At 63.0% G+C, this 25,487-nt stretch carries 20 protein-coding genes and 3 tRNA genes; 16 read left to right on the top strand and 7 right to left on the bottom strand.

Features of this window, described 5'->3' with window-relative positions; all coding sequences use genetic code 11:
- The first annotated feature begins 63 nt into the window (after positions 1–63).
- The gene (locus VB618_RS16390; protein ID WP_329797790.1) at positions 64–1,551 is read left to right on the top strand and encodes an NAD(P)H-hydrate dehydratase; all 1,488 of its coding nucleotides are present in this window, start codon (positions 64–66) and stop codon (positions 1,549–1,551) included.
- On the opposite strand, the gene VB618_RS16385 is transcribed toward VB618_RS16390, so the two are convergent.
- Entirely contained in the window at positions 1,544–2,890 is a 1,347-nt protein-coding gene (locus tag VB618_RS16385; protein ID WP_329797789.1) for a multicopper oxidase family protein, read from the bottom strand. The genes VB618_RS16390 and VB618_RS16385 overlap by 8 nt on opposite strands.
- A 170-nt stretch (positions 2,891–3,060) precedes the next feature.
- Here VB618_RS16385 and VB618_RS16380 point away from each other — a divergent pair.
- The 7 genes from VB618_RS16380 to VB618_RS16350 all read left to right on the top strand — a co-directional run bounded on the left by VB618_RS16380 (position 3,061) and on the right by VB618_RS16350 (position 10,118).
- Positions 3,061–3,145 (top strand) — tRNA-Leu (locus tag VB618_RS16380).
- Positions 3,146–3,260: 115 nt separating this feature from the next.
- Positions 3,261–4,628, top strand: coding sequence for a trigger factor (tig, locus tag VB618_RS16375; RefSeq protein ID WP_329797868.1), 1,368 nt, complete (start codon positions 3,261–3,263; stop codon positions 4,626–4,628).
- A gap of 77 nt (positions 4,629–4,705) precedes the next feature.
- Entirely contained in the window at positions 4,706–5,338 is a 633-nt protein-coding gene (locus tag VB618_RS16370; protein WP_329797788.1) for an ATP-dependent Clp protease proteolytic subunit, read from the top strand.
- Between the two features lie 225 nt (positions 5,339–5,563).
- Complete coding sequence (gene clpX / locus VB618_RS16365; RefSeq protein ID WP_329797787.1) at positions 5,564–6,832, top strand: ATP-dependent Clp protease ATP-binding subunit ClpX; 1,269 nt, start codon at positions 5,564–5,566, stop codon at positions 6,830–6,832.
- A gap of 227 nt (positions 6,833–7,059) precedes the next feature.
- On the top strand, positions 7,060–9,489 hold the full coding sequence (gene lon, locus VB618_RS16360; protein ID WP_329797786.1) for an endopeptidase La: 2,430 nt from the start codon (positions 7,060–7,062) through the stop codon (positions 9,487–9,489).
- Positions 9,490–9,682: 193 nt separating this feature from the next.
- A complete protein-coding gene (locus VB618_RS16355) occupies positions 9,683–9,961 on the top strand; it encodes an HU family DNA-binding protein (protein WP_329797785.1) in 279 nt (92 codons plus the stop codon).
- A gap of 81 nt (positions 9,962–10,042) precedes the next feature.
- Positions 10,043–10,118: transfer RNA gene (locus VB618_RS16350), tRNA-Val, on the top strand.
- 36 nt (positions 10,119–10,154) lie between these two features.
- On the opposite strand, the gene VB618_RS16345 is transcribed toward VB618_RS16350, so the two are convergent.
- The 4 genes from VB618_RS16345 to VB618_RS16330 all read right to left on the bottom strand — a co-directional run bounded on the left by VB618_RS16345 (position 10,155) and on the right by VB618_RS16330 (position 12,420).
- A complete protein-coding gene (locus VB618_RS16345) occupies positions 10,155–10,661 on the bottom strand; it encodes a DUF1003 domain-containing protein (protein WP_329797866.1) in 507 nt (168 codons plus the stop codon).
- Positions 10,662–10,958: 297 nt separating this feature from the next.
- Entirely contained in the window at positions 10,959–11,570 is a 612-nt protein-coding gene (locus tag VB618_RS16340; protein ID WP_329797784.1) for a DUF4142 domain-containing protein, read from the bottom strand.
- 249 nt (positions 11,571–11,819) lie between these two features.
- Positions 11,820–11,897: transfer RNA gene (locus VB618_RS16335), tRNA-Pro, on the bottom strand.
- Between the two features lie 100 nt (positions 11,898–11,997).
- The gene (locus VB618_RS16330; RefSeq protein ID WP_329797783.1) at positions 11,998–12,420 is read right to left on the bottom strand and encodes a DUF2141 domain-containing protein; all 423 of its coding nucleotides are present in this window, start codon (positions 12,418–12,420) and stop codon (positions 11,998–12,000) included.
- A 221-nt stretch (positions 12,421–12,641) separates the two neighbouring features.
- On the opposite strand from VB618_RS16330, the gene VB618_RS16325 reads away from it, so the two are divergent.
- Together VB618_RS16325 and VB618_RS16320 are read left to right on the top strand one after the other, a co-directional pair.
- Positions 12,642–13,592 (top strand): ABC transporter ATP-binding protein, encoded by a 951-nt coding sequence (locus VB618_RS16325; RefSeq protein ID WP_329797782.1) that lies wholly within the window; start codon positions 12,642–12,644, stop codon positions 13,590–13,592.
- Positions 13,589–14,794 (top strand): ABC transporter permease, encoded by a 1,206-nt coding sequence (locus VB618_RS16320; RefSeq protein WP_329797780.1) that lies wholly within the window; start codon positions 13,589–13,591, stop codon positions 14,792–14,794. The genes VB618_RS16325 and VB618_RS16320 overlap by 4 nt, the downstream gene beginning before the upstream one ends.
- Positions 14,795–14,818: 24 nt before the next feature.
- Here the strand turns inward: VB618_RS16320 and VB618_RS16315 are convergent, their stop codons facing one another.
- Together VB618_RS16315 and VB618_RS16310 are read right to left on the bottom strand one after the other, a co-directional pair.
- Complete coding sequence (locus VB618_RS16315; protein ID WP_329797779.1) at positions 14,819–17,203, bottom strand: AI-2E family transporter; 2,385 nt, start codon at positions 17,201–17,203, stop codon at positions 14,819–14,821.
- 148 nt (positions 17,204–17,351) lie between these two features.
- Positions 17,352–18,323 (bottom strand): threonine ammonia-lyase, encoded by a 972-nt coding sequence (locus VB618_RS16310; protein WP_329797778.1) that lies wholly within the window; start codon positions 18,321–18,323, stop codon positions 17,352–17,354.
- 160 nt (positions 18,324–18,483) lie between these two features.
- Between VB618_RS16310 and argE the strand changes: the two genes are divergently transcribed.
- From argE to VB618_RS16280, 6 genes are all read left to right on the top strand, one after another.
- Positions 18,484–19,638 (top strand): acetylornithine deacetylase, encoded by a 1,155-nt coding sequence (gene argE, locus VB618_RS16305; protein ID WP_329797777.1) that lies wholly within the window; start codon positions 18,484–18,486, stop codon positions 19,636–19,638.
- Positions 19,639–19,788: 150 nt separating this feature from the next.
- Entirely contained in the window at positions 19,789–21,387 is a 1,599-nt protein-coding gene (locus tag VB618_RS16300; RefSeq protein WP_329797776.1) for an ABC transporter substrate-binding protein, read from the top strand.
- Positions 21,388–21,491: 104 nt separating this feature from the next.
- Positions 21,492–22,472 carry an ABC transporter permease gene (locus tag VB618_RS16295; RefSeq protein ID WP_329797775.1) on the top strand — a complete coding sequence of 327 codons (981 nt, stop codon included), beginning with the start codon at positions 21,492–21,494 and terminating at the stop codon, positions 22,470–22,472.
- A gap of 10 nt (positions 22,473–22,482) precedes the next feature.
- On the top strand, positions 22,483–23,439 hold the full coding sequence (locus VB618_RS16290; RefSeq protein ID WP_329797774.1) for an ABC transporter permease: 957 nt from the start codon (positions 22,483–22,485) through the stop codon (positions 23,437–23,439).
- Between the two features lie 14 nt (positions 23,440–23,453).
- Positions 23,454–24,446, top strand: a complete 993-nt coding sequence (locus tag VB618_RS16285) for an ABC transporter ATP-binding protein (RefSeq protein ID WP_329797773.1) — start codon at positions 23,454–23,456, stop codon at positions 24,444–24,446.
- Positions 24,443–25,447 carry an ABC transporter ATP-binding protein gene (locus tag VB618_RS16280; protein WP_329797772.1) on the top strand — a complete coding sequence of 335 codons (1,005 nt, stop codon included), beginning with the start codon at positions 24,443–24,445 and terminating at the stop codon, positions 25,445–25,447. Before VB618_RS16285 ends, VB618_RS16280 begins: the two co-directional genes overlap by 4 nt.
- The last annotated feature ends 40 nt before the right edge of the window (positions 25,448–25,487 follow it).

Raw genomic sequence — 25,487 nt, 5'->3', positions numbered from 1 at the left:
TCAAAAGTTGTGCAGTTGCGATAAACCTCGCCAAATCCTCCAAAACGGCTCCATTTTGCTCCCATGACAGCCCCTGAACTCGTTCTGACACCCCATGAAATGAAGCAAGCCGATCGGGAGACGATCGAAAGCGGGATTCCGGGGATCGAACTTATGCGGCGAGCCGGACGCGCTGTGGCGGATGGTGCCGAAAAATTAGCCTCTCCAGGGGGCAGGGTCGTCGTGGCAGCGGGGCCAGGGCAGAACGGCGGCGACGGCTTCGTTGCGGCGGCCCTTCTGGCTGAGAGGAGCTACCGCGTGAGCCTCGGCCTTTTGGGTGCTCCCGATCGGCTGACAGGTGACGCTGCCGAGGCTGCCAAGGACTGGAAGGGTGAGGTCGGGCGAGTCGAGGACCTCTCTTTCCGCGAGGCCGATGTCATCATCGACGCGCTCTTCGGCACCGGTCTCACGCGCGATCTTGAAGGGGCTGCGCGTCTTACTGTCGAGCGCATGAACGCATCGGGACGGCCGATTCTCGTGGTGGACCTACCCTCCGGCATTGACGGCGACACCGGGGAGGTGCGGGGAGTGGCGGTCAAAGCCGCTCGGACCGTGACCTTCGCGGCCCGCAAGCCTTGCCATCTGCTGATGCCGGGGCGGGCCTATTGCGGCCCGGTCGAGGTGGCGGATATCGGGATCGGCCGCAAGGCGCTGGAAGCCAAGGGCGGCACGCTTTTCGCCAATGGTCCGGCCCTCTGGAATCATTTGCTGCCGAGGCCTGGGCTCTCCTCCCACAAATATGAGCGCGGTCACACGCTGGTCGCTTCCGGCGGCGCAACCCGGACTGGCGCGGCCCGGCTGGCGGCGAGAGCGGCCCTGCGGATCGGCTCCGGGCTGGTGACGGTGGCCTCGCCGCCGGAGGCGCTCGGAGTCAACGCGGCCCATCTCACCGCCATCATGCTGCGAGGCTGTGACGGGCCGGAAGGACTCAATACGATTCTGCAGGATCCGCGCTTCAACGCCCTGGTGCTCGGCCCGGCGCTCGGTATTCATGCGGGCACCCGCGCCATGGTGGCCGTTGCGGTCCATGCCCGGCGCAGCCTGGTGCTGGATGCCGATGCGCTGACCTCCTTCGAGGGGCTCGCCTCCGAGCTGCACGGAGCCTTCCGGTATGCGCCGACGGTGCTCACTCCTCACGATGGCGAGTTCAACAGATTGTTCAAGGAACACACGGATCTCCTTGATCCCGAGTCGAAACTAGAGCGGGCCCGTCGGGCTGCCATTTACACAGGCGCGGTGCTGGTGCTCAAGGGGCCCGATACGGTCATCGCCGCTCCTGACGGTCGCGCCGCGATCAACGAGAACGGCACGCCATATCTGGCAACTGCAGGATCGGGCGATACGCTCTGCGGTCTTATCGCAGGCTTAATGGCGCAAGGCGTACCTGCCTTTGAAGCAGCCTGCGCTGGGGTCTGGATCCATGCAGAGGCAGGGGCGGGCTTTGGCCCGGGGCTGATCGCCGAGGATCTGGCGGAGTTGGTGCCGGGGGTGCTGCGGGACCTGCTCAGGTAACCTCGATCCAAGTCCACAGGCCCGCATCGAACCGCTCCGCAACGGTCGAGGCCAGAAGCCACTTGCCGGGATTGTCCGCCACGAAAGCGATGCGAGTCGTCTTGTTCTCCGGCACTTGGATGGTATCGAGCCAATAGGGCTCCCAACCGTCGTCCAGGGCGTGCAACAGCCGGACGCTGTGGCCGTGCAGATGGAGCGGCTGCATGAAGGCGGTCTGGTTCATGAGCGTCAACACCACGGGGCTGCCGCGCTTTACTTTCACGAGCGGGGTACCCTTCGGCTGACCTGCGGCTCCGTTGATGGTCCATGGGGCGTTCGGCGTCTTCGGATCGCCCTTGATCATCACATCCTTGCGGGTGGCGTTCTGCAGCTTGATCGTGTCCGGCAGCTTCGTGTTCGCCGGCAGCGGGGCGACGGCGGGCAGGGCCGGGCGCATTTCGCCGGCGGTCGCAATTTCGAGGAGCGGAAGGCCGTCGCCGATCAGGGCCATGACGGCGCCGGTCGTTCCAGCCTCGGGGGCAAGGTCCACGAGCAGGTCGTAGCGGGTGCCGGGCGCGAAGGGCAGGGAGGCGCGCAGCGGCTCGAAGGTGCTGGTCGGCTGCCCGTCGATGGCGATCACATAAGCCTTCAGCCCATCGAAGCGCAGGCGCATGGCGCGGGCGTTGCAGGCATTGGCGAGCCGCAGCCGCAAGCGTCCGCCGGGAGGCGCCTCGATCCGTTGCGGCGTTGGCTTGCCGTTCACGCTGAGCCAACTCCCAAGCCGTCCAGCGGGGGCGGCTTCCGCCGACTTTTCAAAAGGCGCGAGTGAGCCGTCGTTGTTCAAGCCCCAGTCGTCGACCAGCAAGGCGAGGTCTTGATCCTGGTCAATCTGCGGGGGATTGGCCTCCTCCACGATCAGCAGTCCCGAAAGGCCGCGCTCCTGAGGCTCGGCGCTGCTGCCCAGCACGCAGGGGCGGATCAGGAATATACCGGAATCGGGCGGAGTGAGGCGGTATTCGTAGGAATGGCCGGGTGCTATCGGCTCCTGGGTTAGGCCTCCCACGCCATCCATGGCGTTCGGGCCGCGAACCCCGTGGAAGTGCAGGGACAGGGGCAGGGTGGTGTCGTTCCGCAGTCTCAGGCGCAGCTCGGCGCCCTGCCTGATCCGCATGACGGGAGCAAGCGAGCCGTTGAAGGTCCAGGCCTCGACCTCGCCGCTCGCATCCGGGCGGAGCCGCAGCTTGTTGGGGGCTGCCGTGAACTCCTGGACGGAGGAGCCTGCCTCCTGAGCCCAGCCTGCGCGGGGAAGCCCGGTCAGGGAGGTGGCGAGGCCGGCGGTGACGGCGCGGCGGGTAATCATGGGATGGCTCGCGAATGGCTCGAAGGTATCGTTACGGGTACAGCGTTGAACGTGAACGGCCAAGTTTGGTTGCCAACTGGCCGGACACGAACTTTTTTTGATGCACGCTTTCTCAACCATGCTATAGAGCCGCGTCCCGGAAGAGGGGCGCGTTCGCGCGCCGCTCCCGCGCGGGCGTGGCGGAATTGGTAGACGCACTGGATTTAGGTTCCAGCGACGCAAGTTGTGGGGGTTCGAGTCCCTCCGCCCGCACCAATCCCGTCAGGGTTGGATCCGGAGGCTCTGAGCGGCTCAGGTGACGGCATGACGCCGCATCGACCGGAGCCTGGATTTGAGATTCATATTCGAGTGGATGAAGGCGAATAATACCATGCAGGTGACGGAAACACTGTCCCAAGGCTTGAAGCGAGAGTTCAAGGTCGTGCTCCCGGCCACCGAGTTGGAAGAGCGCCTGAACAGCGAATTGTCGACCCTGAAGGACCGGGTTCGGCTCAACGGGTTCCGCCCGGGCAAAGTGCCGATGGGGCATCTGCGCAAGGTCTATGGCCGCTCCGTCATGGCCGACGTCATGCAGAACGCCGTCAACGAAGCCAACCGCAAGATTGTCGAGGACAACAGCCTGAAGCTCGCCAACGAGCCTCAGGTCCAGTTCCCCGAGAGCCAGGAAGAGGTCGAGAAGGCCATGGACGCCAAGGGCGACCTGGCCTTCACCGTGGCCCTCGAGGTCCTGCCGGACTTCGAACTGGCTGACCTGTCGGACGTGGCCGTCACGAAGCCGGTGGCCGAGATCACCGACGCCGAGATCACCGAATCGCTCGAGCGCATGGCCAAGCAGAACCGCTCCTTCGACACGAAGGACGGCGAGGCGGTGTCCGGCGACCGCGTGGTCGTGGACTTCGTGGGCCGCATCGACGGCACCGAGTTCGAGGGCGGCAACGGCCAGGACATCCGGGTCGAGCTCGGCTCCAACACCTTCATCCCGGGCTTCGAGGACCAGCTTCTCGGCCTCAAGGCGGGCGACACCAAGCTCGTGAAGGTCGCCTTCCCGGTGAACTACATGGCCGCTCATCTGGCCGGCAAGGACGCTGAGTTCGACGTAACCGTGAAGGAAGTCGAGGCTCCCGGCGAGCTGAAGATCGACGATGAGATGGCCAAGGGCTTCGGCATGGAGTCCCTGGACAAGCTCAAGGACGCGATCCGCGACGCAATCCGCAAGGATTTCGACACCCAGTCCCGCCGCAAGGTCAAGAAAGACCTCCTGGACGCCCTGGACGCCAAGTACAGCTTCGAACTGCCGCCGACCCTGGTCGAGCAGGAGTTCGCGGCCGTGTGGTCGCAGGTCATGGGCGACATGAAGTCGAACAACCGCACGTTCGAGGATGAGGAAACCACCGAGGACGAGGCCAAGGCCGAGTACCGCAAGATTGCCGAACGTCGTGTGCGTCTCGGGTTGGTCCTTGCACAGATCGGTGAGAAGTCCGATATCAAGATCTCCGACGACGAGGTGACTCAGGCCCTCATCGAGCGGGTCCGTCAGTACCCCGGCCAGGAGCGCCAGGTTTGGGAGTTCTACCAAAAGAACCCGCAGGCCCTAGCTGAAATCCGGGCTCCTCTGTTCGAAGAGAAGGTCGTCGACCAGATCCTGTCCCAGGTGAAGGTGAACGAAGAGACCGTCTCCAAGGACGCGCTCTTCAGCGACGAGGACGATGACGGAGAGAAATCCGGCAAGGGCGAGTAACGCTCCCTTAAGCGTCTCGTTGCTTGCATGAATTGGACGGCCGCGAATCTGCGCGGCCGAACTGGAGCAGTGAGACAATGAGAGATCCGGTAGCGCTCTTTAACAATACGCTCGTCCCGATGGTGGTTGAGCAGTCGAACCGCGGCGAACGCGCGTTCGACATCTATTCGCGCCTCCTGCGCGAACGGATTATCTTCCTCACGGGCCCTGTCGAAGACTACTCGGCCTCGCTGATCGTGGCGCAGCTTCTGTTCCTCGAGGCCGAGAACCCGAAGAAGGAAATCTCCTTCTACATCAACTCGCCCGGCGGCGTGGTGACCTCGGGTCTGTCGATTTACGACACCATGCAGTTCATCCGTTGCCCGGTCTCGACCCTCTGCGTCGGCCAGGCAGCCTCCATGGGCTCCCTCCTGCTGACCGCAGGCGAGAAGGGCATGCGCTTCGCCCTCCCGAACGCCCGCATCATGGTCCACCAGCCGTCCGGCGGCTACCAGGGCCAAGTCACCGACATCATGATCCACGCCCGCGAGAGCGAGGCCCTCAAGCGCCGGCTGAACGAGATCTACGTCCAGCATACGAGCCAGCCCTATGAGGCCATCGAACGGGCACTGGAGCGCGATAACTTCATGACCGCCGAGGCTGCCCAGGAGTTCGGCCTGATCGACCAAGTGATCGCCAAGCGCCCCGAGCCGGCTGCCACTCCGGTCTAACCCTTAAATCCTGGGGACAAATTCCTCCAGGGTGCGTCTTTTTGGCGTGCAATTCCGTTTCTATTGATCCCGTACTCTGCACGTGATTGCATGTGGATTCGGAACACGTGGCGATTTGATCGTTCAATTCTTAGCGACGGAACCTTTCGTTAGGCCCGTCGCTCATAAACTTAGAAGAAGTGCTGGGCCGGAAGGGCCGTCCCGGTGCGGATTGGAGATGTGATAATGACCAAGGCTGGCGGCAACGACTCCAAGAGCACGCTGTACTGCTCCTTTTGCGGCAAGAGCCAGCACGAGGTTCGCAAGCTGATCGCTGGCCCGACGGTTTTCATCTGCGATGAATGCGTCGAGCTCTGCATGGACATCATCCGCGAGGAGTCGAAATCGTCTCTCGTGAAGTCCCGCGACGGGGTTCCGACCCCGAAGGAAATCAGCCGCGTTCTGGACGATTACGTGATCGGCCAGGAGCACGCCAAGAAGGTGCTCTCGGTAGCGGTCCATAACCATTACAAGCGCTTGGCACACGCGACGAAGCACAACGACGTCGAGCTGGCCAAGTCCAACATCCTGCTGATCGGTCCCACCGGCTCGGGCAAGACCCTGCTGGCCCAGACCCTGGCCCGGATCCTGGATGTGCCGTTCACCATGGCGGACGCCACGACCCTGACCGAGGCAGGCTATGTCGGTGAGGACGTGGAGAACATCATCCTCAAGCTGCTCCAGGCCTCCGACTACAATGTCGAGCGGGCGCAGCGCGGCATCGTCTATATCGACGAGATCGATAAGATCTCCCGCAAGTCGGACAACCCCTCGATCACCCGCGACGTCTCGGGCGAGGGCGTGCAGCAGGCGCTCCTGAAGATCATGGAAGGCACCGTCGCCTCCGTGCCTCCGCAGGGCGGCCGCAAGCACCCGCAGCAGGAGTTCCTGCAGGTCGACACCACGAACATCCTGTTCATCTGCGGCGGTGCCTTCGCGGGCCTCGAGCGGATCATCGCCAGCCGTGGCAAGGGCACGTCCATCGGCTTCGCGGCCTCCGTGAGCTCCCCTGACGACCGCCGGACGGGCGAGATCTTCCGTGAGGTGGAGCCCGAGGATCTGCTGAAATTCGGTCTGATCCCCGAGTTCGTCGGCCGTCTGCCGGTCCTGGCGACGCTGGAAGACCTCGACGTCGACGCCCTGAAGACCATTCTGCAGGAGCCGAAGAATGCCCTGGTGAAGCAGTACCAGCGCCTCTTCGAGATGGAGAACGTCCAGCTGACCTTCCAGGACGAGGCCCTGACCATCATCGCCAAGAAGGCGATCGAGCGCAAGACGGGCGCCCGCGGCCTGCGTTCCATCATGGAAGGCATCCTGCTGGAGACCATGTATGACCTGCCGGGGCTCGATTCCGTCGAGCAGGTGGTGATCGGGCCCGAGGTGGTGGAGGGCAAAGCCAAGCCGCTCTTCATCCATGGCGAGCGCAACGATCAGGCCGCGAGCGCCAGCGCCTAAGGCGTTCGAGGGTTCCCTATGAAGCTATCCGTTGCGGGCCAACTTCTTGAAAGGAAGGGCCCGCAACGCCACATTATCTCTTGCGCCGGAGCTGTCCGCTCATCTCCCGAGGGAGGGCCCGGCGTACCGGATGCAGCCCATAAGAAGAGCCTGAGCAATCCGGTTATCCGTCTGAAGTCCAGCTCATGTGAGGGGATTTTCGGGCGCAGTCAAAAGGAAGTCACCTCATGACACAATCGAAGCCACGTCAGCCTGTTGTTCCAGGCTCGACCGGAACCTATGCGGTTCTGCCTCTGCGCGACATTGTTGTCTTTCCGCATATGATCGTGCCGCTCTTCGTCGGCCGCGAAAAGTCGATCCGCGCGCTTGAGGAGGTGGTCAAGGGGGATCGTCATATCCTTCTGGCAACCCAGATCGATGCGACGGATGACGATCCGGCAACGGAAGCGATCTACAAGGTCGGTACCCTGGCCAACGTGCTCCAGCTTCTGAAGCTGCCCGACGGCACCGTGAAGGTGCTGGTTGAGGGCGCGAGCCGGGCCAACGTGAAGACCTATACCCGCACGGACGAATATTACGAGGCTGAGGCCGAGGCCCTGCCGGACGCGCTTGGCGACCAGGTGGAGGCCGAGGCGCTTGCCCGCTCCGTGGTATCCGAGTTCGAGAACTACGTGAAGCTCAACAAGAAGGTGTCGCCGGAGGTCGTGACCGCGGTGACCCAGATCGACGAGCCCGCCAAGCTCGCCGACACTATCGCTTCGCATTTGGCCATCAAGATCGCCGACAAGCAGGCGATTCTGGAGACGCCGACGGTTGCCCAGCGCCTGGAGAAGGTGCTCGGCATGATGGAGAGCGAAATCTCGGTTCTCCAGGTCGAGAAGCGGATCCGCACCCGCGTGAAGCGTCAGATGGAGAAGACGCAGCGCGAGTACTACCTCAACGAGCAGATGAAGGCGATCCAGAAGGAGCTCGGCGACGACGAAGGTCGCGACGAGCTGGCCGAGCTCGAGGAGAAGATCGAGAAGACCAAGTTCACGAAGGAAGCCCGCGAGAAGGCGATGGGCGAGCTCAAGAAGCTCCGCCAGATGTCGCCTATGTCGGCGGAAGCGACCGTCGTGCGCAACTATCTCGACTGGCTGCTCGGGATTCCGTGGAATCGCCGCTCGAAGATGAAGAAGGACCTGAAGGCCGCGCAGGATCTGCTCGATTCGGATCATTACGGTCTTGAGAAGGTCAAGGAACGCATCGTCGAGTACCTGGCCGTGCAGCAGCGCGCCAACAAGCTCACGGGCCCGATCCTCTGCCTCGTCGGTCCTCCCGGCGTGGGCAAGACCTCGCTCGGCAAGTCGATCGCCAAGGCCACGGGCCGCGAGTTCGTGCGCATGTCGCTCGGCGGCGTCCGTGACGAGTCGGAGATCCGCGGCCACCGCCGGACCTATATCGGCTCGATGCCCGGCAAGATCGTCCAGTCGATGCGCAAGGCCAAGACGTCCAACCCGCTCATCCTGCTCGACGAGATCGACAAGATGGGCATGGACTTCCGCGGCGACCCGTCGGCGGCCCTGCTGGAGGTTCTCGACCCTGAGCAGAACTCGACCTTCAACGACCATTACCTGGAGGTCGATTATGACCTGTCCAACGTGATGTTCGTGACGACGGCCAATACGCTCAACATTCCCGGCCCGCTTCTCGACCGTATGGAAGTGATCCGCATCGCGGGTTACACGGAAGAAGAGAAGGCCGAGATCGCCCGCACCCACCTGATCCCGTCATCCATTAAAAAGCATGGCTTGGCGGAGAAGGAGTGGAAGATCGGCGATGAGGCCCTCCTCATGCTGATCCGCCGCTACACCCGCGAGGCGGGCGTGCGTAACCTCGAGCGCGAGTTGGCCAACCTCATCCGCAAGGCCGTGAAGGAGATCCTGATCTCCAAGGTCAAGTCGGTGGAGGTCACGACCGACAACCTGCCGGAATTCCTTGGACCCCCGCGCTACCGCTACGGCGAGGCCGAGACCGAGGACATGGTCGGCGCGGTCACGGGTCTGGCTTGGACCGAGGTGGGAGGCGAGTTGCTGACCATCGAAGGCATCATGATGCCGGGCAAGGGCAAGATGACCGTCACGGGCAACTTGCGTGACGTGATGAAGGAATCGATCTCGGCTGCGGCGTCCTATGTCCGCTCCCGGGCCCTCGATTTCGGCGTCGAGCCGCCCATGTTCGACCGCCGCGACATCCACGTGCACGTGCCGGAAGGCGCGACGCCCAAGGATGGTCCCTCGGCCGGTATCGCCATGGCGACCGCTATCGTGTCCGTGATCACGAGCATCCCGGTCCGCCGCGATATCGCCATGACGGGCGAGGTGACCTTGCGGGGTAGGGTGCTGCCCATCGGCGGTCTGAAGGAGAAGCTTCTGGCGGCCCTTCGCGGTGGCATCAAGAAGGTCCTGATCCCCGAGGAGAACGCCAAAGACCTGGTCGATATTCCGGCGAGCGTGAAGAACGGCATGGAGATCGTCCCGGTCTCCATGATGGATCAGGTGCTCCAGCATGCTCTCGTGCGCATGCCCGAGCCGATCGAGTGGGACGAGGCCTCGGTTCTCAAGACGACGCCTAAGCCTGCTGTCGAGGATGACTCGACCGGAGTTGTGGCTCACTAAAGCCTTGACTTGACGTAACGGCAGGAGCCCCCGGATGTGAGTTCGGGGGCTTCTTTTTTGATAAAGAGTGCCAAAAAACGTCTTATTTCAGTCACTTCGGGGTTGCTTACGGACAAGCTTTGCGCCAAACGGGTGATCCCTGAAACGGTGGACCATTTCCTTTGCGGCTGCCGTGATCACTGGAGGATTTGACATGAATAAAGGCGAGCTCGTTGCGGCCGTCGCCGACAAGGTGGGCCTTTCGCGTGGCCAGGCTGGTGACGTGATCGACGCCGCCATCGAGGCGATCACCGGCGCTCTGAAGAAGGGCGACGAGGTGAAGATCGTCGGTTTCGGCACGTTCGTGGTGACCAACCGCGCCGCCGGCGAGGCGCGCAACCCGCGCACCGGCGAGAAGGTCAAGGTTCCGGCTTCCAAGACCCCCAAGTTCCGTGCAGGCGCTGGCCTGAAGGACGCCGTCAACACGAAGTAAGCGCTTTTTAGCGGTGTTCGCTTACGAAGAAGGCCAACGACGCTTGCGTTGTTGGCCTTCTGTTTTTATGTCAGGCCTGTCGGGCGGTTAGCTCAGCTGGTAGAGCATCGGTTTTACACACCGCAGGTCGGGGGTTCGAACCCCTCACCGCCCACCATTTCCCACGATAGTCTGATCTCCTTGAGGCGCCTCGTCAGGACGAGCCGTTCTCGTCGTCTTCCGTCAGTCTGTCGAGCACCTTCTCCGGTGCCACATGCTGTTCCAGCTCCTCCAGAGTTGGGTCGTTGGCTTCCTTGATGCCCAGATGCTCGGCGATGGCGCGGGTCAGGGTCAGAAGCCGCGTGATCTCATGTTCCGAGAGGAGGTTGGTCTGAAGGTCGAGTTCGGAGCGACGGTCCGCTTCTGCGGATGCGCGATTCTGGCTGATCAGGACGAATGTGGACAGGAAAATCGCCTCCACCGACGCGAAGGTCGCGAGGATCACGAAGGTCGGGTCGAAGACCGGAACACCGGGAATGATCCCGAGATTAGCCGTGACCCACCCGCCAACCAAGGCAAGATGCACGTAGACGAAGGCCATGCTGCCGCTGAAGCGGGTGATGGCCTGGGCAATCCGGTCCTGAAGACTGGCCTTTCTCTCTTCCTCTGCACGCTTGCCCCGCAGAGCGTCGATGTTCCGCTCCAGCACGGAGGCAAACATGTTCGGCTCGATGGGAGGGGTACTTGGGCTCTCACGCCGTGTTTTGGGTTCGGCCTGCCCGATGGACTTTGTCACGGCATCACGCTCCAAGCCTCGTTTCGGCTGGAGTCAAACGGCTGGTCAGCGCAAGAGTTCAGCAAGACAGGATCTGCTCGAACCATGGGATGGAACGCCGCACCTGATGCATGAAACAATCCGCTTTTCGGAGGGTTGGACAAGATCCCTCCAAGGATTGCTCCTGAGACTTGAACCCGCTCTAGCCTCGACTGGAGCGGGCTTTTTCTGTCGTCCGGCACCTCAGCGCACGGTTTTCTGCATCTCTTCGAGCATGGCGATATGCTCGCGAATATGCCCACGGACCATCTTGGCGACATTCATGTGCTCGCGGTTCTGAGGGTTCGACTGCAGGTAACGCTCCTGGACTTGCAGGAGGTCACGGTGACCCTGCAGCTGCGCTTCCAGATACATCTTGTCGAATTCGGCGCCGGCCTGTTGGCTCTGCATCTTCTGCATCATATCGCGCGCGCCAGCGTCCATCTGCATGGCCGATTGACCGGACTGGTTGCTTGCCGATCCCGTCGCGGCGGTTGCTCCAGGGTCCATCATGGAGCGCAGCACCTCCGAGAGGGTGGTCTGCTCCTGAACCTCGAAATTGGCGAAGCGCTTAAGGTCGTCATTGCGGACCTTGTTCATGGCGATGCGGCTTGATTCCAGAGCCACCATGCCGAGCTGCATGGTCTGCTGCATATGCTGCATGTTGGCTTGGCTCATCTGGCCGCCCATCCTGTTCGTGGGCATGCTGCCCGATGAGCCTGAGGGCATGGTACTAGGGGAGCCGCTCGTCTGGGCGAGGGCAGGGGCGACGACAAGCATGGCGGCCAAGCCACCGAGGAGGGCGCGACGATCCATCAATATCTCCTGCTGAACATCTCGGCTCGGCCGCGACACGCTGCAAGCGCTCGACTCTGGGCCGCCGTTGCGATGCGAACGCCATCAGGGAATCTTGGTTTCAGCTCGGCCGCAGGGGAATCAACGTCTTGTGAAGAGCGACAGGAAGAGCAGCCGAATATCGACCAGAGGTAAGATCGGCGCCAAGGGCATGGGGTGCTCTCCGGCGGTCGCCCTTGCGAGCTCTGTTCCAACGATCTTTGAAGAAAATGGTCGGAGCGAGAGGATTTGAACCTCCGACCCCTAGTCCCCCAGACTAGTGCGCTAACCGGGCTGCGCTACGCTCCGACGTCTTCAACGGCCTGTTTCAATTAGCTCCGGCGCTTGCGCTGTGCAACCCCTGAAATTCACTTTGGCGAAGACCCCGCCGAACCATGGAGAGAAAATCCTATCGCACAAGAGGCGAGCGGGCGATCCGGACCCTTGTGAGAGTGGAACCCGTGACGGTGATGCGCGCAGCCTCGAAGGAAGGCGGAGCGGTGCGGCCCGTACCGTTGCTGAAGCCATAAGGCTCCAGGGGAAGCCCTCTCGAATTCCGGTCAAGGTTGTTGTTGCCGTTCGTGTCCTGGAAGACGGCAATGGCATAGGACCCGTCCGGGACATCCTGGAACAGGACCTGGAACTCCGCCGCCGGAGGCTGCACATTCTGGCTGTAGCGGCAGGAGCCGAAATCCAGAGAGCCAGAGCAGATGCCGACCAGGACGGGACCCTGGCCGGGATCGGCGCCCTCCACCTGAACTGTCAGCGGGGCTGCCTTCACCCCGCTCGTGAGCATGAGAACACCGATCACTCCAATGATCGATCGAAGCATGAATGATACCTCTCGTGAACCGCGGCATCCTGAACGGACGGCCAGGATGAACTTGGCGCTAAGCTTCAAGATTGCGAGAGCCCCCATCATGTCCGGTGATCAGATGAGTGCGCGCTCTTCCCGAATCCGGAAACGAGGCTAGGTTGCAGACGAGAAGCAGCCTATCCGCACTCATCGTCTTTTCCCAGGAGACAGCCATCCCTGCGCGTCGGAACCTGTCGATGAAACAAGAGCCGGCGCCTGCGCACCCGGCGATTGCATGTCTGACCGGGGTTCATGTTCGGCTGGGCGCGCGCGAGGTTCTGCGAGGATTGAACCTATCCCTGCACCAGGGCGAGATCTTCGCCCTACTCGGGCGCAACGGGACAGGCAAGACGACCCTGATGCGTCTCCTCACAGGCCAGCTCCGGCCGACTTCCGGCGATGTGCGGGCGTTCGGCGGCGACCCCGGTCGGGAGGCGGCGCCTCGGCGGATGATGAGCCTGGTTCCGCAGGACATCGCCCTTTATCCGCGCCTGACGATCCGGGAGAACCTGGAGATCATGGCCGGAATGGCGGGACTGTCGAAGTTTGATATTCCCCTGCGGGTCGAAGAAGCTATGGCGCTGGTGCAGGTTGAGGGCCGTCGGCACGATTTGATCGACCATCTCTCCGGCGGATACAAGCGCCGGGCGAATATCGCCGCAGCCCTGCTGACGCGGCCCCGGCTCCTCCTGCTGGACGAGCCCACCGCCGGCGTCGATGTGGACGCTCGATTGTCCCTGCACCGGACCCTTAAGCGCCTGCGGGACGACGGCACCTCAATTCTGCTCACGACCCACGATCTCGACGAGGCCAGGGCCTTGGCGGACCGGATCGGCATTCTGGCATCCGGCCGGATGGCCGAGGAGGGGCCTGTCGCGGACATTCTCCGCCGGATGTTTGGGGATCGGCGTGAGGTCGTTGTGACCCTGAGCCGAGAGCCGGACGATAGCGTGAAGAGTGCTCTGGGGCGATTGGGGCTTGGGCCGACCGACAACCCGCTGGAATGGAACTCTTGGTCGACCGGTCTGGAGAGTTTCGCGTCCCTGCCAGCTGCGCTCCGGCGGCAGGGTGTCGATCTTCACGAGATTCGCTTGCAGGAACCGGGGCTCGAGCATGTGCTGGCCCATGTGGAAGGCGCGCGCTCATGATCTTTCCGGCGGCGCGCGTCATGTTTCTGACCCTGCTCAGGGATCGCGGCGCGCTGGCCATGGCGTTCGTGCTGCCGCCGCTCATTTTCGTGATCTTCGCGGCGATCTTCTCATCCGCCGGTGGCGACCAGCTCCGGCTTCATGTGGGGGTCGCCGATCTGGCGCGAACCCCCACGACCGCGCAGCTCGTTCAAGTGCTCGGTCAGGAGCCGACCCTACGCGTCACGTACAGTGAGGATGCTTCGGCGGAGAGTGTGCGCAGAATGGTCAAGGACGGCGCTGTCGATCTGGCGCTCATCCTCAGAAGCGATCTCAACGCGCGCGGTGCCGGAGCACCCGTTCTCCTCGTCACCCACGAGGCGCGGGCGATTGCCGGCGCGATCATGGCAGGCCACCTGCAGCGACTGCTCGCGGTCCATATGCCGGATGTGGCCTTCGCCCAGGTGCTGGCCGACCTGGAGGCCATCGGGGGGATCACGTCCGAGCAGCGCGTCTGGATCGACGAGACGTTCAGGGAGAAGGCGGACGAGACGCGCAGCGACCCGCGCATGCGCGATGCGGGGCTGGTGGCCAGCGAATCCGCCCTGCCGCAGAACGCCGGGTGGGCCGTGTCCTACTACGCGGGCGCCGTCGCGGTGATGTTTCTGCTTCTGGCCGCCGTACAGGGGGCAGTCGGGCTCATCGAGGAGCGACGGCTCGGCGTCTATGACCGCCTGCTGGCAGGGCCGCGCGCTATTGTGACGATCATCCTGGGAAAGTTCCTGTTCCTGGTTGCGCAGGGAAGTGTGCAGGCGGCGCTGGTCTTTGCCGCGGCTTATCTGCTCTATGGAGTCGATTTCATCGCCGCCTTCGGTCCGTGGCTCACGACGACCCTCGCAGTCGCCGCGGCGACATCCGGTCTTGCCCTGAGCCTGTGCGTGATCTGCTCTTCGCGCCAGCAGGCGCAGGTATTGTCCACCTTCGTGGTGCTCATCCTGTCGGCGGCCGGCGGCAGCATGGTTCCGCGCTTCTTCCTGCCGCCCTGGCTGCAGGAGGCTGGATGGTGGACGCCGAATGCCTGGTCGATCCAGGCCTATTCCTCGGCGCTCACACCGGGATCATCCTTCACGTCCCTGTGGACGGCCTGGGCCATCCTGATCGCCATGGCGGCAGGAGCGCTGCTCTTCAGCCTGGCGATCTCGCTTCGCCGCCGCTCGATCTGACGGCATGACATTCAGATCCTTCGTTCAGGACGATGCCTCCTGCTTCTGTCTCTGAGCTGACAGATGAGCGGGATCTCTCTCGGCGTCGTTCTTCGCGGAGTCGCGTTCGAGTTCAGCCATCAGGTCATCAGCCATCTGTTGCAGCCGGACGCGGTCCTCATCGGAGAACTCACGCGGCTCCATGTCGATGACGCACAGGGAGCCAAGGGCCAGCCCGGCAGAGGTGCGCAAGGGCGCTCCGGCGTAGAAGCGAATGCCCTTTTCGAGCACGAGCGGGTTGTTTGTGAACCTCGGATCCTTGGTCACGTCCTCGGACACGACCACCTCATCGGTGGCCACCACGTGGCCACAGACGGATTCCTCGCGTGGAACCTGCCGGCTCGCGTTGAGGTCCGGCGGCAGGCCCTGCGCTCCCGGCATGAGCTGCTGCTCGTCCGTAATCATCGACACGAGAGCGATCGGAGCACCGAACGCCTCGGCCACGCGTTTTGCGACCTCATCGAAGGAGTGACGGCGCCCTCCGGCAAGCCCCAGCTGCTGCATGGCGGCGAGCCGCTCTTGCTCGTTGTCGATGACGGCAGGCGTCCGGCTTCCACTCGTATCGGAACCGGCCTCCTGGTGCGCAACCCACGCACTGACTTGGTTGACGCAGACATCGAGCGACAGGATCGCTGCATCAGCGGACATCTGCCGGGCCATATCCTCCGTGTGGGTGCCCTGGGGAGGCGCGTTCCAGCAGCAGACAACCAGTTTCAGGTGAGGCGCCCGTCGGCGGAGGCGCCTGCAGATGTAGCGGGCGAAAACCTGAGGCTGCGGGTGGAGATAGGACAGGCAGACGACCTCGATTCCGGTGAGATCGAGCTGCGCCAAAGCACCCTCGGTCACCGAAATCGGCGGCAGGACTCGCGCTCCGGTTCCGTTTTCCTCCAGCACCTGGGCCAGCATTTCGGCCCCAGCCCGATCAAGTTCCGTACGACCTGCAATGCAGAGAACCGGTTTGCTCGGAGCGAAGGCGGACGCATCCTCGTCAGAGATAGCTGCGTCATCGGAGGATGGTGCTTTCTCCTGAATGTGGTTTTCGACCTCCCTCACCACACAGATGGCGGTGTTCGCGACAAGGCGCCGGTAGTTGGTGTCGGTGGTGCTGCGCTGGCGGTCATTTTCGGCCAGACGAAGGGCAGGGATGGCCACGTGGTCGTAGAACTCGCGGGAGGAATTCTCGTCCACGTAATCCTCGGCAATCTCAACGGCTTCTTCAAGATTTCCCGCCAGAAGGCGTTGGTAAAGGCGCTCCTCCGGCGCGAGAACCGGATCGCTGCCGAGGAGCACGCCCAGAAATTCCAGTTGCGGCACGTAACGGCCGATCACCACGAGGCAGACCGTCAAGGGTGTGGCGAGAAACAGTCCGACAGGCCCCCACAGACTGGTCCAGAAGATCGCCGCCATAATGATGGCGAGCGACGACAGGCCAGTGCTGGAGCCATAGAGCCACGGCTCGATGACGTTGTTGCTGACGAGTTCAGCCAGGAGGAAGAGGCCGATCACCCAAAGAAGCATTGACCAGCCGGGATCGACGGCGATTGCCAGCGCGATGGGAAAGAGCGCGGCCAGGAACGGGCCGAGATAAGGCACGAAGCGCAGCACAGCCGCCAGCATGCCCCAAAGGATGGCATTGGGAACGCCGATCAAATAGAGGCCGATGCCGATGGGAATGCCGTAGGTGAAGTTCACCACCATCTGCATCAGGAGATAACGGCTCACCCGTGCGGCCGCATCGTTGAGGGCCTGGGTGCTCTTCTGGAGATCGCCCGCGCCTGCGAGCTTGATGAAGCGGTCGCGCAGATCCTCCCGTTCCAGCAGGACGAAGATCACGAAGATGATGACCAGGCCCGCGGTGGCGAGAGGGGCGAGCAGTGGGCCGACGATGGTCTGTATGATTTCGAGCGGCTTGGCTTGCGGCGGCTCGATCCTGACCGTCACGGGCTCTTGCGGAGCCGGAGCGCTGCCGATGGTTGGCGGCACCGGCTGCTCGGCAGGCTTATCGTTCCCGGAGATTTCCTTGCTGAGATCCTGGATCGTCGTGGTGACCTTATCGACCACGCCGCCTCCAGGGGCAGAGGCCTGAAGGGATCGAATCTTCTCGGTGATCGTGGTCTGGTAGCTCGGAAGGTTGTTCGCGAGCTGAACCAGTTGGCGGCCCACTACGAAGGCAATGCCGCCAATCAAGATGAATGCGAGGGTCACCGCAACGATGACGGCGGCGATCCTCGGAAGCTTCAGCCGCCTGAGCCAGTTCACCAGGGGTGTCAGGGCAAAGCTCAGAAGAATGGCCAGCGCAAACGGGATGAAGATGTCCTGGCCGAAATAAAGCCCGCCGATCGCCAGAACGATGCCGCCGACCGTGAACATCGAGGAGCTTGTAGGCGGCGGAGCCGGCTGAGGGGGAGGGAAAGCCGGGTCAGCCATGCACAGGTACTTTCCAGTTGAGCTGTTCTGCAGACAACTCGACAGCGTCGCGATGGATCCGAGACCTTAGCCCCTGGGCAATCGATGGGGCTTATGTTCCCTTCGAGGCTTGGCGCCACGCGTCGAGATCGTCCAGAGACAGGTTGGAGCCGCACAGCACGAGGCCGATCACGCTGTCGTCGGGCAGCGACGGAGCGACGGTTTCGGCCGCCGTCAGCACGCAAGCGGCGGCAGGCTCGCAAAGGAGCTTCTCCTTCTGCAGAAGCCAGCTCACATCGGCAATCACCGGTTCGTCCCCCACGAGAATGATCTCCTTCAGGAAGAGCTTGGCGCCGGCAACTGTCCTGTGAGTCGCGAACGGTGCGCCAAGGGTTCTAGCGATGGAAGTCGGGCGGATCGTGACCGGCTCACCGGCCTTGAGCGCTTCCGTCATGGTCTGCGCTCCGACGGTCTCGACGCCGTAGACCGTCAGCGAGGGCCGCTTTGCCTTCAGGGCCGCCGCAACCCCGGACATGAAGCCGCCCCCGCCGATGGAGACGAAGACGTGAGTGAGATCGGGGATGTCCTCCAGGAATTCGAGCCCGAGGGTGCCATGGCCCGCGATGATCGCCGGATCGTCGTAGGGATGAACGAACAACCGCCCCTGACGCTGGTAGTCTTCCGCTTTGGCGAAGGCCTCAGATGCGTCGTCGCAGAGTTCGATACGGGCGCCGTATTTCGTCGCGAGGTCGACATTGAACCGCGGCGTGACCTTCGGCATCAGCACCAGGGCGTCGAGGCCCAGCGTTCCCGCCACCCGCGCGACCGCGATGGCGTGGTTGCCACCCGACACCGTCACAAGCCCGCGCCGGCGCTCCTCGTCGCTCAAGGTCAGAACCTTGTTGAAGACGCCGCGCACCTTGAACGAGCCTGCGAGTTGCAGCGCCTCCATCTTCAGGGCCGTGCGCCGGCCGAGTCGCGCCGAAACCTCGGGGCTGTCGAAGGCCGGGGTGCGCCTGACCCGCCCGGCGATGCGGCTGCGGGCGGCTTCAATATCGGCAAGCGTGACGTCGAAGGTGGTCATTGTGTCTCCGTCGGAGCGGAAGTTGAGGAGGGGCGGGATCATGGTGGCGCGCGGCCTGCCGCGTCAACAGGCACGCCGGCGGTTGATGGATGATAATTCCGGCTTGACCGGCCGCACAGAGGGATCGGATGCTCATGCCTTTCCTTGGGAGAAGCACGACATGTCCTTATCGCCTCGTGAGATGCTCGCGCGTCTGGTTGCCTTTCCGAGCGTTTCAACGAGCAGCAATCTCGACATCATCGGCTTCTGCCGCGATTGGCTGAACAGCCACGGGGTGGAAAGCACCCTCGTGATGAGTCCGGAGGGCGACAAGGCCAATCTCTACGCCAGCATCGGCCCGCAGGTGGAGGGCGGGATCGTGTTCTCCGGCCATACGGACGTGGTGCCGGTGGAGGGGCAGAACTGGACCACCGATCCCTGGACGCTGACCGAGAAGAACGGCCGCCTTTACGGACGCGGCGCGACCGACATGAAGGGCTTCGATGCCCTCGTGCTGGCGCTGGTGCCCGAGATGGTGAAAGCGCCCCTGAAGCGGCCGATCCACATCGCCCTGTCCTATGACGAGGAGATCGCCTGCCGGGGCGCGCCTTCCATGGTGGACGCCATGGCAAAGTCGCTTCCAAAGCCTGCCGCCGTGATCGTCGGCGAGCCGACCCGGCATGCAGTCGTGACCGGCCACAAGGCCTCGGTGCAGCTACGCACCCAGGTGACCGGCTATGCGGTCCATTCGAGCCGTATCGACCAAGGGGTGAGCGCGGTCATGAACGCCGCCCGGCTGATTGCCTGGCATGAGGATGTGATGGAGGAGAACCGGCGCCGGGCTGATCCGGCCAACCCGTTCGAGCCGCCCTATACCACGCTTCATTGCGGCATGATGGCCGGCGGCAATGCCGCCAACGTGGTGTCTTCCTCCGCATGGTTCTTCAGCGACATCCGGGCCATCCCGACGGAGAGTCCGCGCGACTACCTGGAGCGCTACCAGGCTTATATTCGTGAGATGGTCGAGCCGCGGATGAAGGCGATCAGGCCGGAGACCGGCGTTGCCGTCGAGCTGATCGCCGAGGTGCCGGGGCTCAGGCCCGAGACGGACGGTGAGGCCGAACGCCTCATGCGCCGCCTCACCGGCGACAACGGCACCCATGTGGTCTCGTATGGCACCGAGGCCGGCATCTTCCAGCGGGCCGGCTGGTCCACACTCGTCTGCGGTCCCGGCGACATCGCTCAGGCCCACCAGCCGGACGAATATATCGAGATCGGCGAACTCGAAGCTGGCGAGCGTTTGCTGCGCCGCATCATCGGCGAGCTCTGTGCCTAAATGCTGAGCAGGGAGGTTCAAGACGGGACTAGACCGACAGCCACTTTCCTGCCTAACTTCATGCCCGACGGAAGGAACACGGCTGAAGCTGGACTTCCGACAAGAAGAACACCGCGCAAAGACGCGGAGCTTTCAGAGGAGAAAGACACGATGACCAAACGTACGAAATTCCTTGCCACCACGGTTGCGACGCTCATGGTCGGCGCAGCCCTGCCGGCGATGGCGGTAACCCTCCGCTATGCCAACCAGGGCGACCTGAAGTCGCTCGACCCTTATACCCTCAATGAGACCACCACCATCGCGCATCACGGGCACGTCTATGAGGGCCTGACGAAGCGCGGCAAGGATCTGGCCATTGTGCCAGGCCTCGCCGAGCGATGGGAGATCAGCGAAGACGGCCTCACCTGGCGGCTGTTCCTGCGCAAGAACGTGAAGTTCCACAATGGAAACCCGTTCAACGCCGATGACGTGATCTTCTCGGCCACCCGCGTGCGTGCGCAAGGGTCCAACTTCCAGACCCGCGTTCCGAGCGGCTCCGAATGGGTGAAGGTCGACGATCACACGGTCGACGTGAAGCTCAAGACCCCGAACCCGATCATGAACGCCCAGTGGGATACCTGGTACATCATGGACAAGGAGTGGGCGGAGGCGAACAACAGCGTTGCCCCGACACCGGCTGCTGCAACGACACCGAGCTTCGCCTCGCTCAATGCCAACGGCACCGGCCCGTTCAAGATCGAAAGCCATCAGCCGGGTGTGAAGACCGTTTTCAAGCCGCACAAGGAATGGTGGGACAAGGCCGAGCATAACCTGGACGAGATCGTCTTCACCCCCATCGCATCGGACGCGACCCGCGTGGCCGCGCTGCTCTCCGGTGAGGTGGACGTGATCGAGCCGGTTCCGATTCAGGATGTGCAGCGCGTCAACAGCAGCGCCAATGCGAAGGTGCAGGCGGGCCCCGAGCTGCGCACCATCTTCCTGGGCTTCGACCAAACCCGCGACGAGCTTCTGTTCTCCAACGTTAAGGGCAAGAACCCCTTCAAGGACAAGCGCGTCCGCGAGGCCTTCTACAAGGCCATCGACATCGAGACCATCAAGTCCCGCGTCATGCGTGACATGGCCGTCCCGTCGGCTCTTATGATCGCGCCGCAGCTCTTCAGTCACTCGAAGGACTTCGTCCGCCCGAAATCTGATGTCGAGGCGGCCAAGAAGCTCCTGGCCGACGCCGGCTATCCGAACGGCTTCGAGGTTGGCATGGACTGCCCGAACGACCGCTACGTCAATGACGAGGCGATCTGCCAGGCGGTCGTCGGCATGCTGGCTCGCGCGGGCGTCAAGGTGAACCTGATGGCTCAGCCGAAGGCGCAGTACTTCGGAAAGGTGCTGAAGTCCGGCAACTACAACACCTCGTTCTATCTGCTGGGCTGGACCCCGGGAACCTTCGACAGCCACAACGTGCTGTTCGACATCCAGGGTTGCCGCGACAACGCGCAATCGTCGCGGGGCGAGTCGAATCTCGGCAACTACTGCAACAAGCAGCATGACGAGCTGACCGACAAGATCCTGGTCGAGAGCAACAAGGAAAAGCGCGACCAGATGATCAAGGAAGCGTTCAAGATCTCGACTGACGACTATTCCTACATCCCTCTGCACCAGCAGGCTCTCGCCTGGGGCGTCTCGAACAAGGTGAACCTGGTTCAGCGCGCCGACAACCAAGTGCTCCTCTACTGGGCCCAGAAGAAGGACTAGTCCGCGCCTGATCGCATGTCCCGGGCAGTCCGCTGCTCGGGACAATTCATTCGAAGGCCCGGACGAGCAGGCTCGCCCGGCGCATAGCGATCAAGAGATTGTGCATGTTTGCTTTTGTCATCCGACGCGCCCTCCAGGCCATCGGCGTTCTTTTGGCCGTCGGCATCATATCGTTTGCGATGTTCCGTTTCGCCGGCGACCCGGTGAACCAGATCGTCTCCCTCGACACCCCCGCTGCAGAGCGGGAACAGGTCCGGCGCTCTCTTGGTCTCGATGACCCGGTTCCGGTGCAGTTCGCGCGCTACCTTGCTAGGGCTGCCCAGGGTGAGTTCGGCGTCTCTTACCAGTTCCGGCAGCCCGTCTCGGATCTCTTGGCCGAGAGGATGCCGGCCACCTTGGAACTTGCATTCTGCGCAACGCTCTTCGCCATCGGGTTCGGCGTTCTGATGGGCGTCTATTCGGGCCTGAAGCGGGACAGCTTCCTGGCCAAGGTATTCCAGACAATCTCACTGATCGGCATTTCGCTGCCCACCTTCCTGATCGGCATTCTTCTGATCTATCTCTTCTCCGTCATCCTCGGCTGGCTGCCGTCCTTCGGGAGGGGCGATACGGTTCGTCTCGGCTGGTGGTCGACGGGACTTCTCACTCTGTCGGGCCTGAAGGCGCTGATCCTGCCCTCCATCACCCTGGGGCTGTTCCAGATGACGCTGATCATGCGCATTGTCCGTGCCGAGATGCTGGAGGTGCTGCGCACCGACTACATCAAGTTCGCGCGGGCGAGAGGGCTCTCGACCCGTGCCGTCCATTTCGGGCATGCACTCAAGAATACCCTGGTACCGGTCATTACCATCGTGGGGCTGCAATTCGGCTCGGTCATCGCTTTTGCGATCATCACGGAAACCGTCTTCCAGTGGCCTGGCATGGGCCTCCTGTTCGTGCAGGCGGTGCAGAACGTCGATATCCCGATCATGGCGGCCTACCTGATGCTGGTGGCGCTCATCTTCGTCCTGATCAACCTCGCCGTCGACATCCTCTACACGGTCGTCGATCCCCGCCTGAGAACGTCCATCCGGCAGCCGGCCTGAGGAGGGAACCATGGCAGACGCAATCCAAGCGGCGCCCGCGCCCCACTCCGCACCGACATCCTGGGCCGGCCGCTTTCTCGACAGCGACGTCTGGGCAAGCTTCAAGCGCTCGAAGCTCACCATGGCGGCCGCCTTCCTGACAGGCCTCTTCATGGCCTCCGCCATTTTGGCCGGGGTGCTGTCGCCGCAAGATCCGTTCGACCCGGCGCAGCTGGAGCTTATGAACAGCCGGCTTCCGCCGATCTGGGATGCGGAAGGGCAGATGCCTTTCATGCTGGGCACGGATGAGCAGGGCCGCGACATCCTTTCGGCCATCCTCTACGGCCTGCGGATCTCGCTTACGGTCGGAATTCTTGGCGTCGCCTTTTCCGCTACTCTCGGGATCACCCTTGGGCTCGTCGCCGGCTATATCGGGGGCGCGGTGGATGCCATCATCATGCGCATCGCCGATGTGCAACTGACGTTTCCTGCCATTCTGATCGCTCTTCTCATTGATGGTGTGGTGAAGTCCGTTCTCGGTGGTCAGCTCGATGAAATGACCACCCTTTCAGTCCTTGTCTTCTCCATCGGCCTCAGCTTCTGGGTGCAGTACGCCCGCACCGTGCGCGGCTCGGTCATGGTGGAGAAGAACAAGGATTACATCGCCGCCGCCCGTCTCATCGGCCTTCCAGCGCCGGTGATCATGCTGCGCCACGTTCTGCCTAATGTCCTTGGTCCGGTTCTTGTGATCGCGACCATCAACTTGGCGCTTGCCATCATCACCGAAGCGACCCTGTCGTTCCTCGGCACCGGCATGCCGGAGACGATGCCGTCAATCGGCACGCTCATCCGCATCGGCAACAACTATCTGTTCTCCGGCGAATGGTGGATCGTGGCCTTCCCGGGCATCGCACTGGCCGTTCTCGTGCTCGCCATCAATCTCTTGGGTGATTGGCTGCGAGATGCGCTCAATCCGAAGCTGCGATGAGAGAGACGAAACCCATGGCTCAACCCGTCCTCTCCGTCCGTGATCTGCGCGTTGAGTTCGTCACGCGGCGCGGCATTCTCAAGGCCATCGACGGCATCTCCTTTGATATCGGCAAGGGCGAGGTGCTCGGCGTCGTCGGCGAATCCGGCGCGGGCAAGTCGGTGACAGGCTCCGCCGTCATCGGTCTCATCGACCCGCCGGGCCGCATCGCCGGCGGCGAGGTTCTGCTGTCGGGCATGCGCATCGACAACCTCCCGCCCGACGAAATGCGTCGGGTGCGTGGCAAGCGCATCGGCATGATCTTTCAGGATCCGCTGACCAGCCTCAATCCGCTATACCGGGTGAGCGAGCAGCTGGTCGAGACCATCCGCACCCATACCAATCTTTCAGCCTCTGCGGCCCGCAAGCGCGCCGTCGACCTTCTGGCGGAGGTCGGCATCCCGGCGCCCGAGCGACGGATCGATAGCTATCCGCACGAATTCTCCGGCGGCATGCGCCAGCGCGTGGTGATCGCGCTCGCTCTTTGCGCAGAGCCGGAGCTCATCATCGCGGATGAGCCGACAACGGCACTCGACGTGTCGGTGCAGGCGCAGATCATTTCTCTCCTCAAGCGCCTCGGGCGCGAGCACGGCACGGCCATCATGCTGGTCACGCACGACATGGGCGTGATTGCCGAAACCGCCGACCGCGTCGCCGTGATGTATGCGGGCCGCATCGCCGAGATCGGCCCCGTGCGGGATGTGGTGCAAAACCCGCTGCATCCCTATGCCAAGGGGCTCATGGGCGCGATCCCGTCGCTCGAGAACGAGACGGACCGCCTCGTGCAGATCCCGGGCTCAATGCCGCGCCTGTCGGCCATTCCGCCCGGCTGCTCATTCAATCCGCGTTGCCCCTATGTGTTCGACCGCTGCCGGGTCGAGCGGCCGGAGCCGATCCAGCACAGCGAGCATCGTGTGGCCTGCCATCTCTACGATCAATCTTCCGTCCGGTCGGAGGCCGTCGCGTGACCGAACGTTCCTTTGTCGAAGTCAAAGACCTGCGCCGTGAGTTCGACGTCTCAAAGCCCTGGCTCAACCGGGTGCTGGAAGGCGGCGAGAAGCAGTACCTGAAGGCGGTCGACGGCGTCTCCTTCTCCATCGCCAAGGGCGAGACCTTTGCGCTCGTCGGCGAGTCCGGCTCGGGCAAGTCGACGGTCGCCCGCATGGTGGTGGGCTTACTGCCGCCAACGGACGGCGAGGTGGTGATCGACGGCGTCTCCATGTCCAGCAGGGCCGCCCTGGCCGAGCGCCAGCGCCTGCGGCGGCGCATTCAGATGATCTTCCAGGATCCCTATGCCAGCCTCAATCCCCGCTGGCAGGTGGATCGCATCGTCGCAGAGCCGATCCGGGCCTTCGGTCTGATCGAGCGGGAGAAGGAGATCGAGGCGCGGGTCGGCGAATTGCTGACCCTTGTCGGCCTTCATCCGGCGGACGGCAAGAAGTACCCGCACGAATTCTCCGGCGGCCAACGTCAGCGCGTCGCGATCGCGCGCGCGCTTGCGTCGAATGCGGAGTTCATTGTCTGTGACGAGCCGACCTCCGCGCTCGACGTGTCCGTGCAGGCTCAGATCCTGAACCTCATGCGCGACCTGCAGGATCGCCTCGGCCTGACTTATCTCCTCATCAGCCATAATCTCGCTGTCGTGCGCCACATGGCGAGCCGGATCGGCGTCATGTATCTCGGCCGCATCGTCGAGATCTCCAACGGGCGCGAACTCTTCGCACAGCCGAAGCATCCCTATACCCGTATGCTCCTCGATGCCGTGCCGGATGTGGGCATGACCGGGCGCCAGCGCATTCCCGTGAGCGGCGAGATCCCGAATCCGATCAGCCCGCCCTCCGGCTGCACGTTCAACCCGCGCTGCCCCTTCGCCAACGAACGCTGCCGGGCAGAGATCCCGCCGCTCCTCGGAGGCGTAGCATGTCACGCCATTCATGAAGGGCGCCTGGCGGTGGATGCTGCTGCATAGAGTCAAGGTGCCATCCATATTGTTGACAAAGTCAACTATC

It is taken from the genome of Microvirga sp. CF3062 (genome assembly GCF_036314045.1).
Classification (GTDB): domain Bacteria; phylum Pseudomonadota; class Alphaproteobacteria; order Rhizobiales; family Beijerinckiaceae; genus Microvirga.
This window is presented reverse-complemented; position numbering and strand designations above follow the sequence as displayed.

Coding starts and splice junctions, on each gene's coding strand:
- VB618_RS16390 (WP_329797790.1), top strand. CDS start 64: ATGACAGCCCCTGAACTCGTTCTGACACCCCATGAAATGAAGCAAGCC.
- VB618_RS16385 (WP_329797789.1), bottom strand. CDS start 2,890: ATGATTACCCGCCGCGCCGTCACCGCCGGCCTCGCCACCTCCCTGACC.
- tig (WP_329797868.1), top strand. CDS start 3,261: ATGCAGGTGACGGAAACACTGTCCCAAGGCTTGAAGCGAGAGTTCAAG.
- VB618_RS16370 (WP_329797788.1), top strand. CDS start 4,706: ATGAGAGATCCGGTAGCGCTCTTTAACAATACGCTCGTCCCGATGGTG.
- clpX (WP_329797787.1), top strand. CDS start 5,564: ATGACCAAGGCTGGCGGCAACGACTCCAAGAGCACGCTGTACTGCTCC.
- lon (WP_329797786.1), top strand. CDS start 7,060: ATGACACAATCGAAGCCACGTCAGCCTGTTGTTCCAGGCTCGACCGGA.
- VB618_RS16355 (WP_329797785.1), top strand. CDS start 9,683: ATGAATAAAGGCGAGCTCGTTGCGGCCGTCGCCGACAAGGTGGGCCTT.
- VB618_RS16345 (WP_329797866.1), bottom strand. CDS start 10,661: ATGTTTGCCTCCGTGCTGGAGCGGAACATCGACGCTCTGCGGGGCAAG.
- VB618_RS16340 (WP_329797784.1), bottom strand. CDS start 11,570: ATGGATCGTCGCGCCCTCCTCGGTGGCTTGGCCGCCATGCTTGTCGTC.
- VB618_RS16330 (WP_329797783.1), bottom strand. CDS start 12,420: ATGCTTCGATCGATCATTGGAGTGATCGGTGTTCTCATGCTCACGAGC.
- VB618_RS16325 (WP_329797782.1), top strand. CDS start 12,642: ATGAAACAAGAGCCGGCGCCTGCGCACCCGGCGATTGCATGTCTGACC.
- VB618_RS16320 (WP_329797780.1), top strand. CDS start 13,589: ATGATCTTTCCGGCGGCGCGCGTCATGTTTCTGACCCTGCTCAGGGAT.
- VB618_RS16315 (WP_329797779.1), bottom strand. CDS start 17,203: ATGTTCACGGTCGGCGGCATCGTTCTGGCGATCGGCGGGCTTTATTTC.
- VB618_RS16310 (WP_329797778.1), bottom strand. CDS start 18,323: ATGACCACCTTCGACGTCACGCTTGCCGATATTGAAGCCGCCCGCAGC.
- argE (WP_329797777.1), top strand. CDS start 18,484: ATGTCCTTATCGCCTCGTGAGATGCTCGCGCGTCTGGTTGCCTTTCCG.
- VB618_RS16300 (WP_329797776.1), top strand. CDS start 19,789: ATGACCAAACGTACGAAATTCCTTGCCACCACGGTTGCGACGCTCATG.
- VB618_RS16295 (WP_329797775.1), top strand. CDS start 21,492: ATGTTTGCTTTTGTCATCCGACGCGCCCTCCAGGCCATCGGCGTTCTT.
- VB618_RS16290 (WP_329797774.1), top strand. CDS start 22,483: ATGGCAGACGCAATCCAAGCGGCGCCCGCGCCCCACTCCGCACCGACA.
- VB618_RS16285 (WP_329797773.1), top strand. CDS start 23,454: ATGGCTCAACCCGTCCTCTCCGTCCGTGATCTGCGCGTTGAGTTCGTC.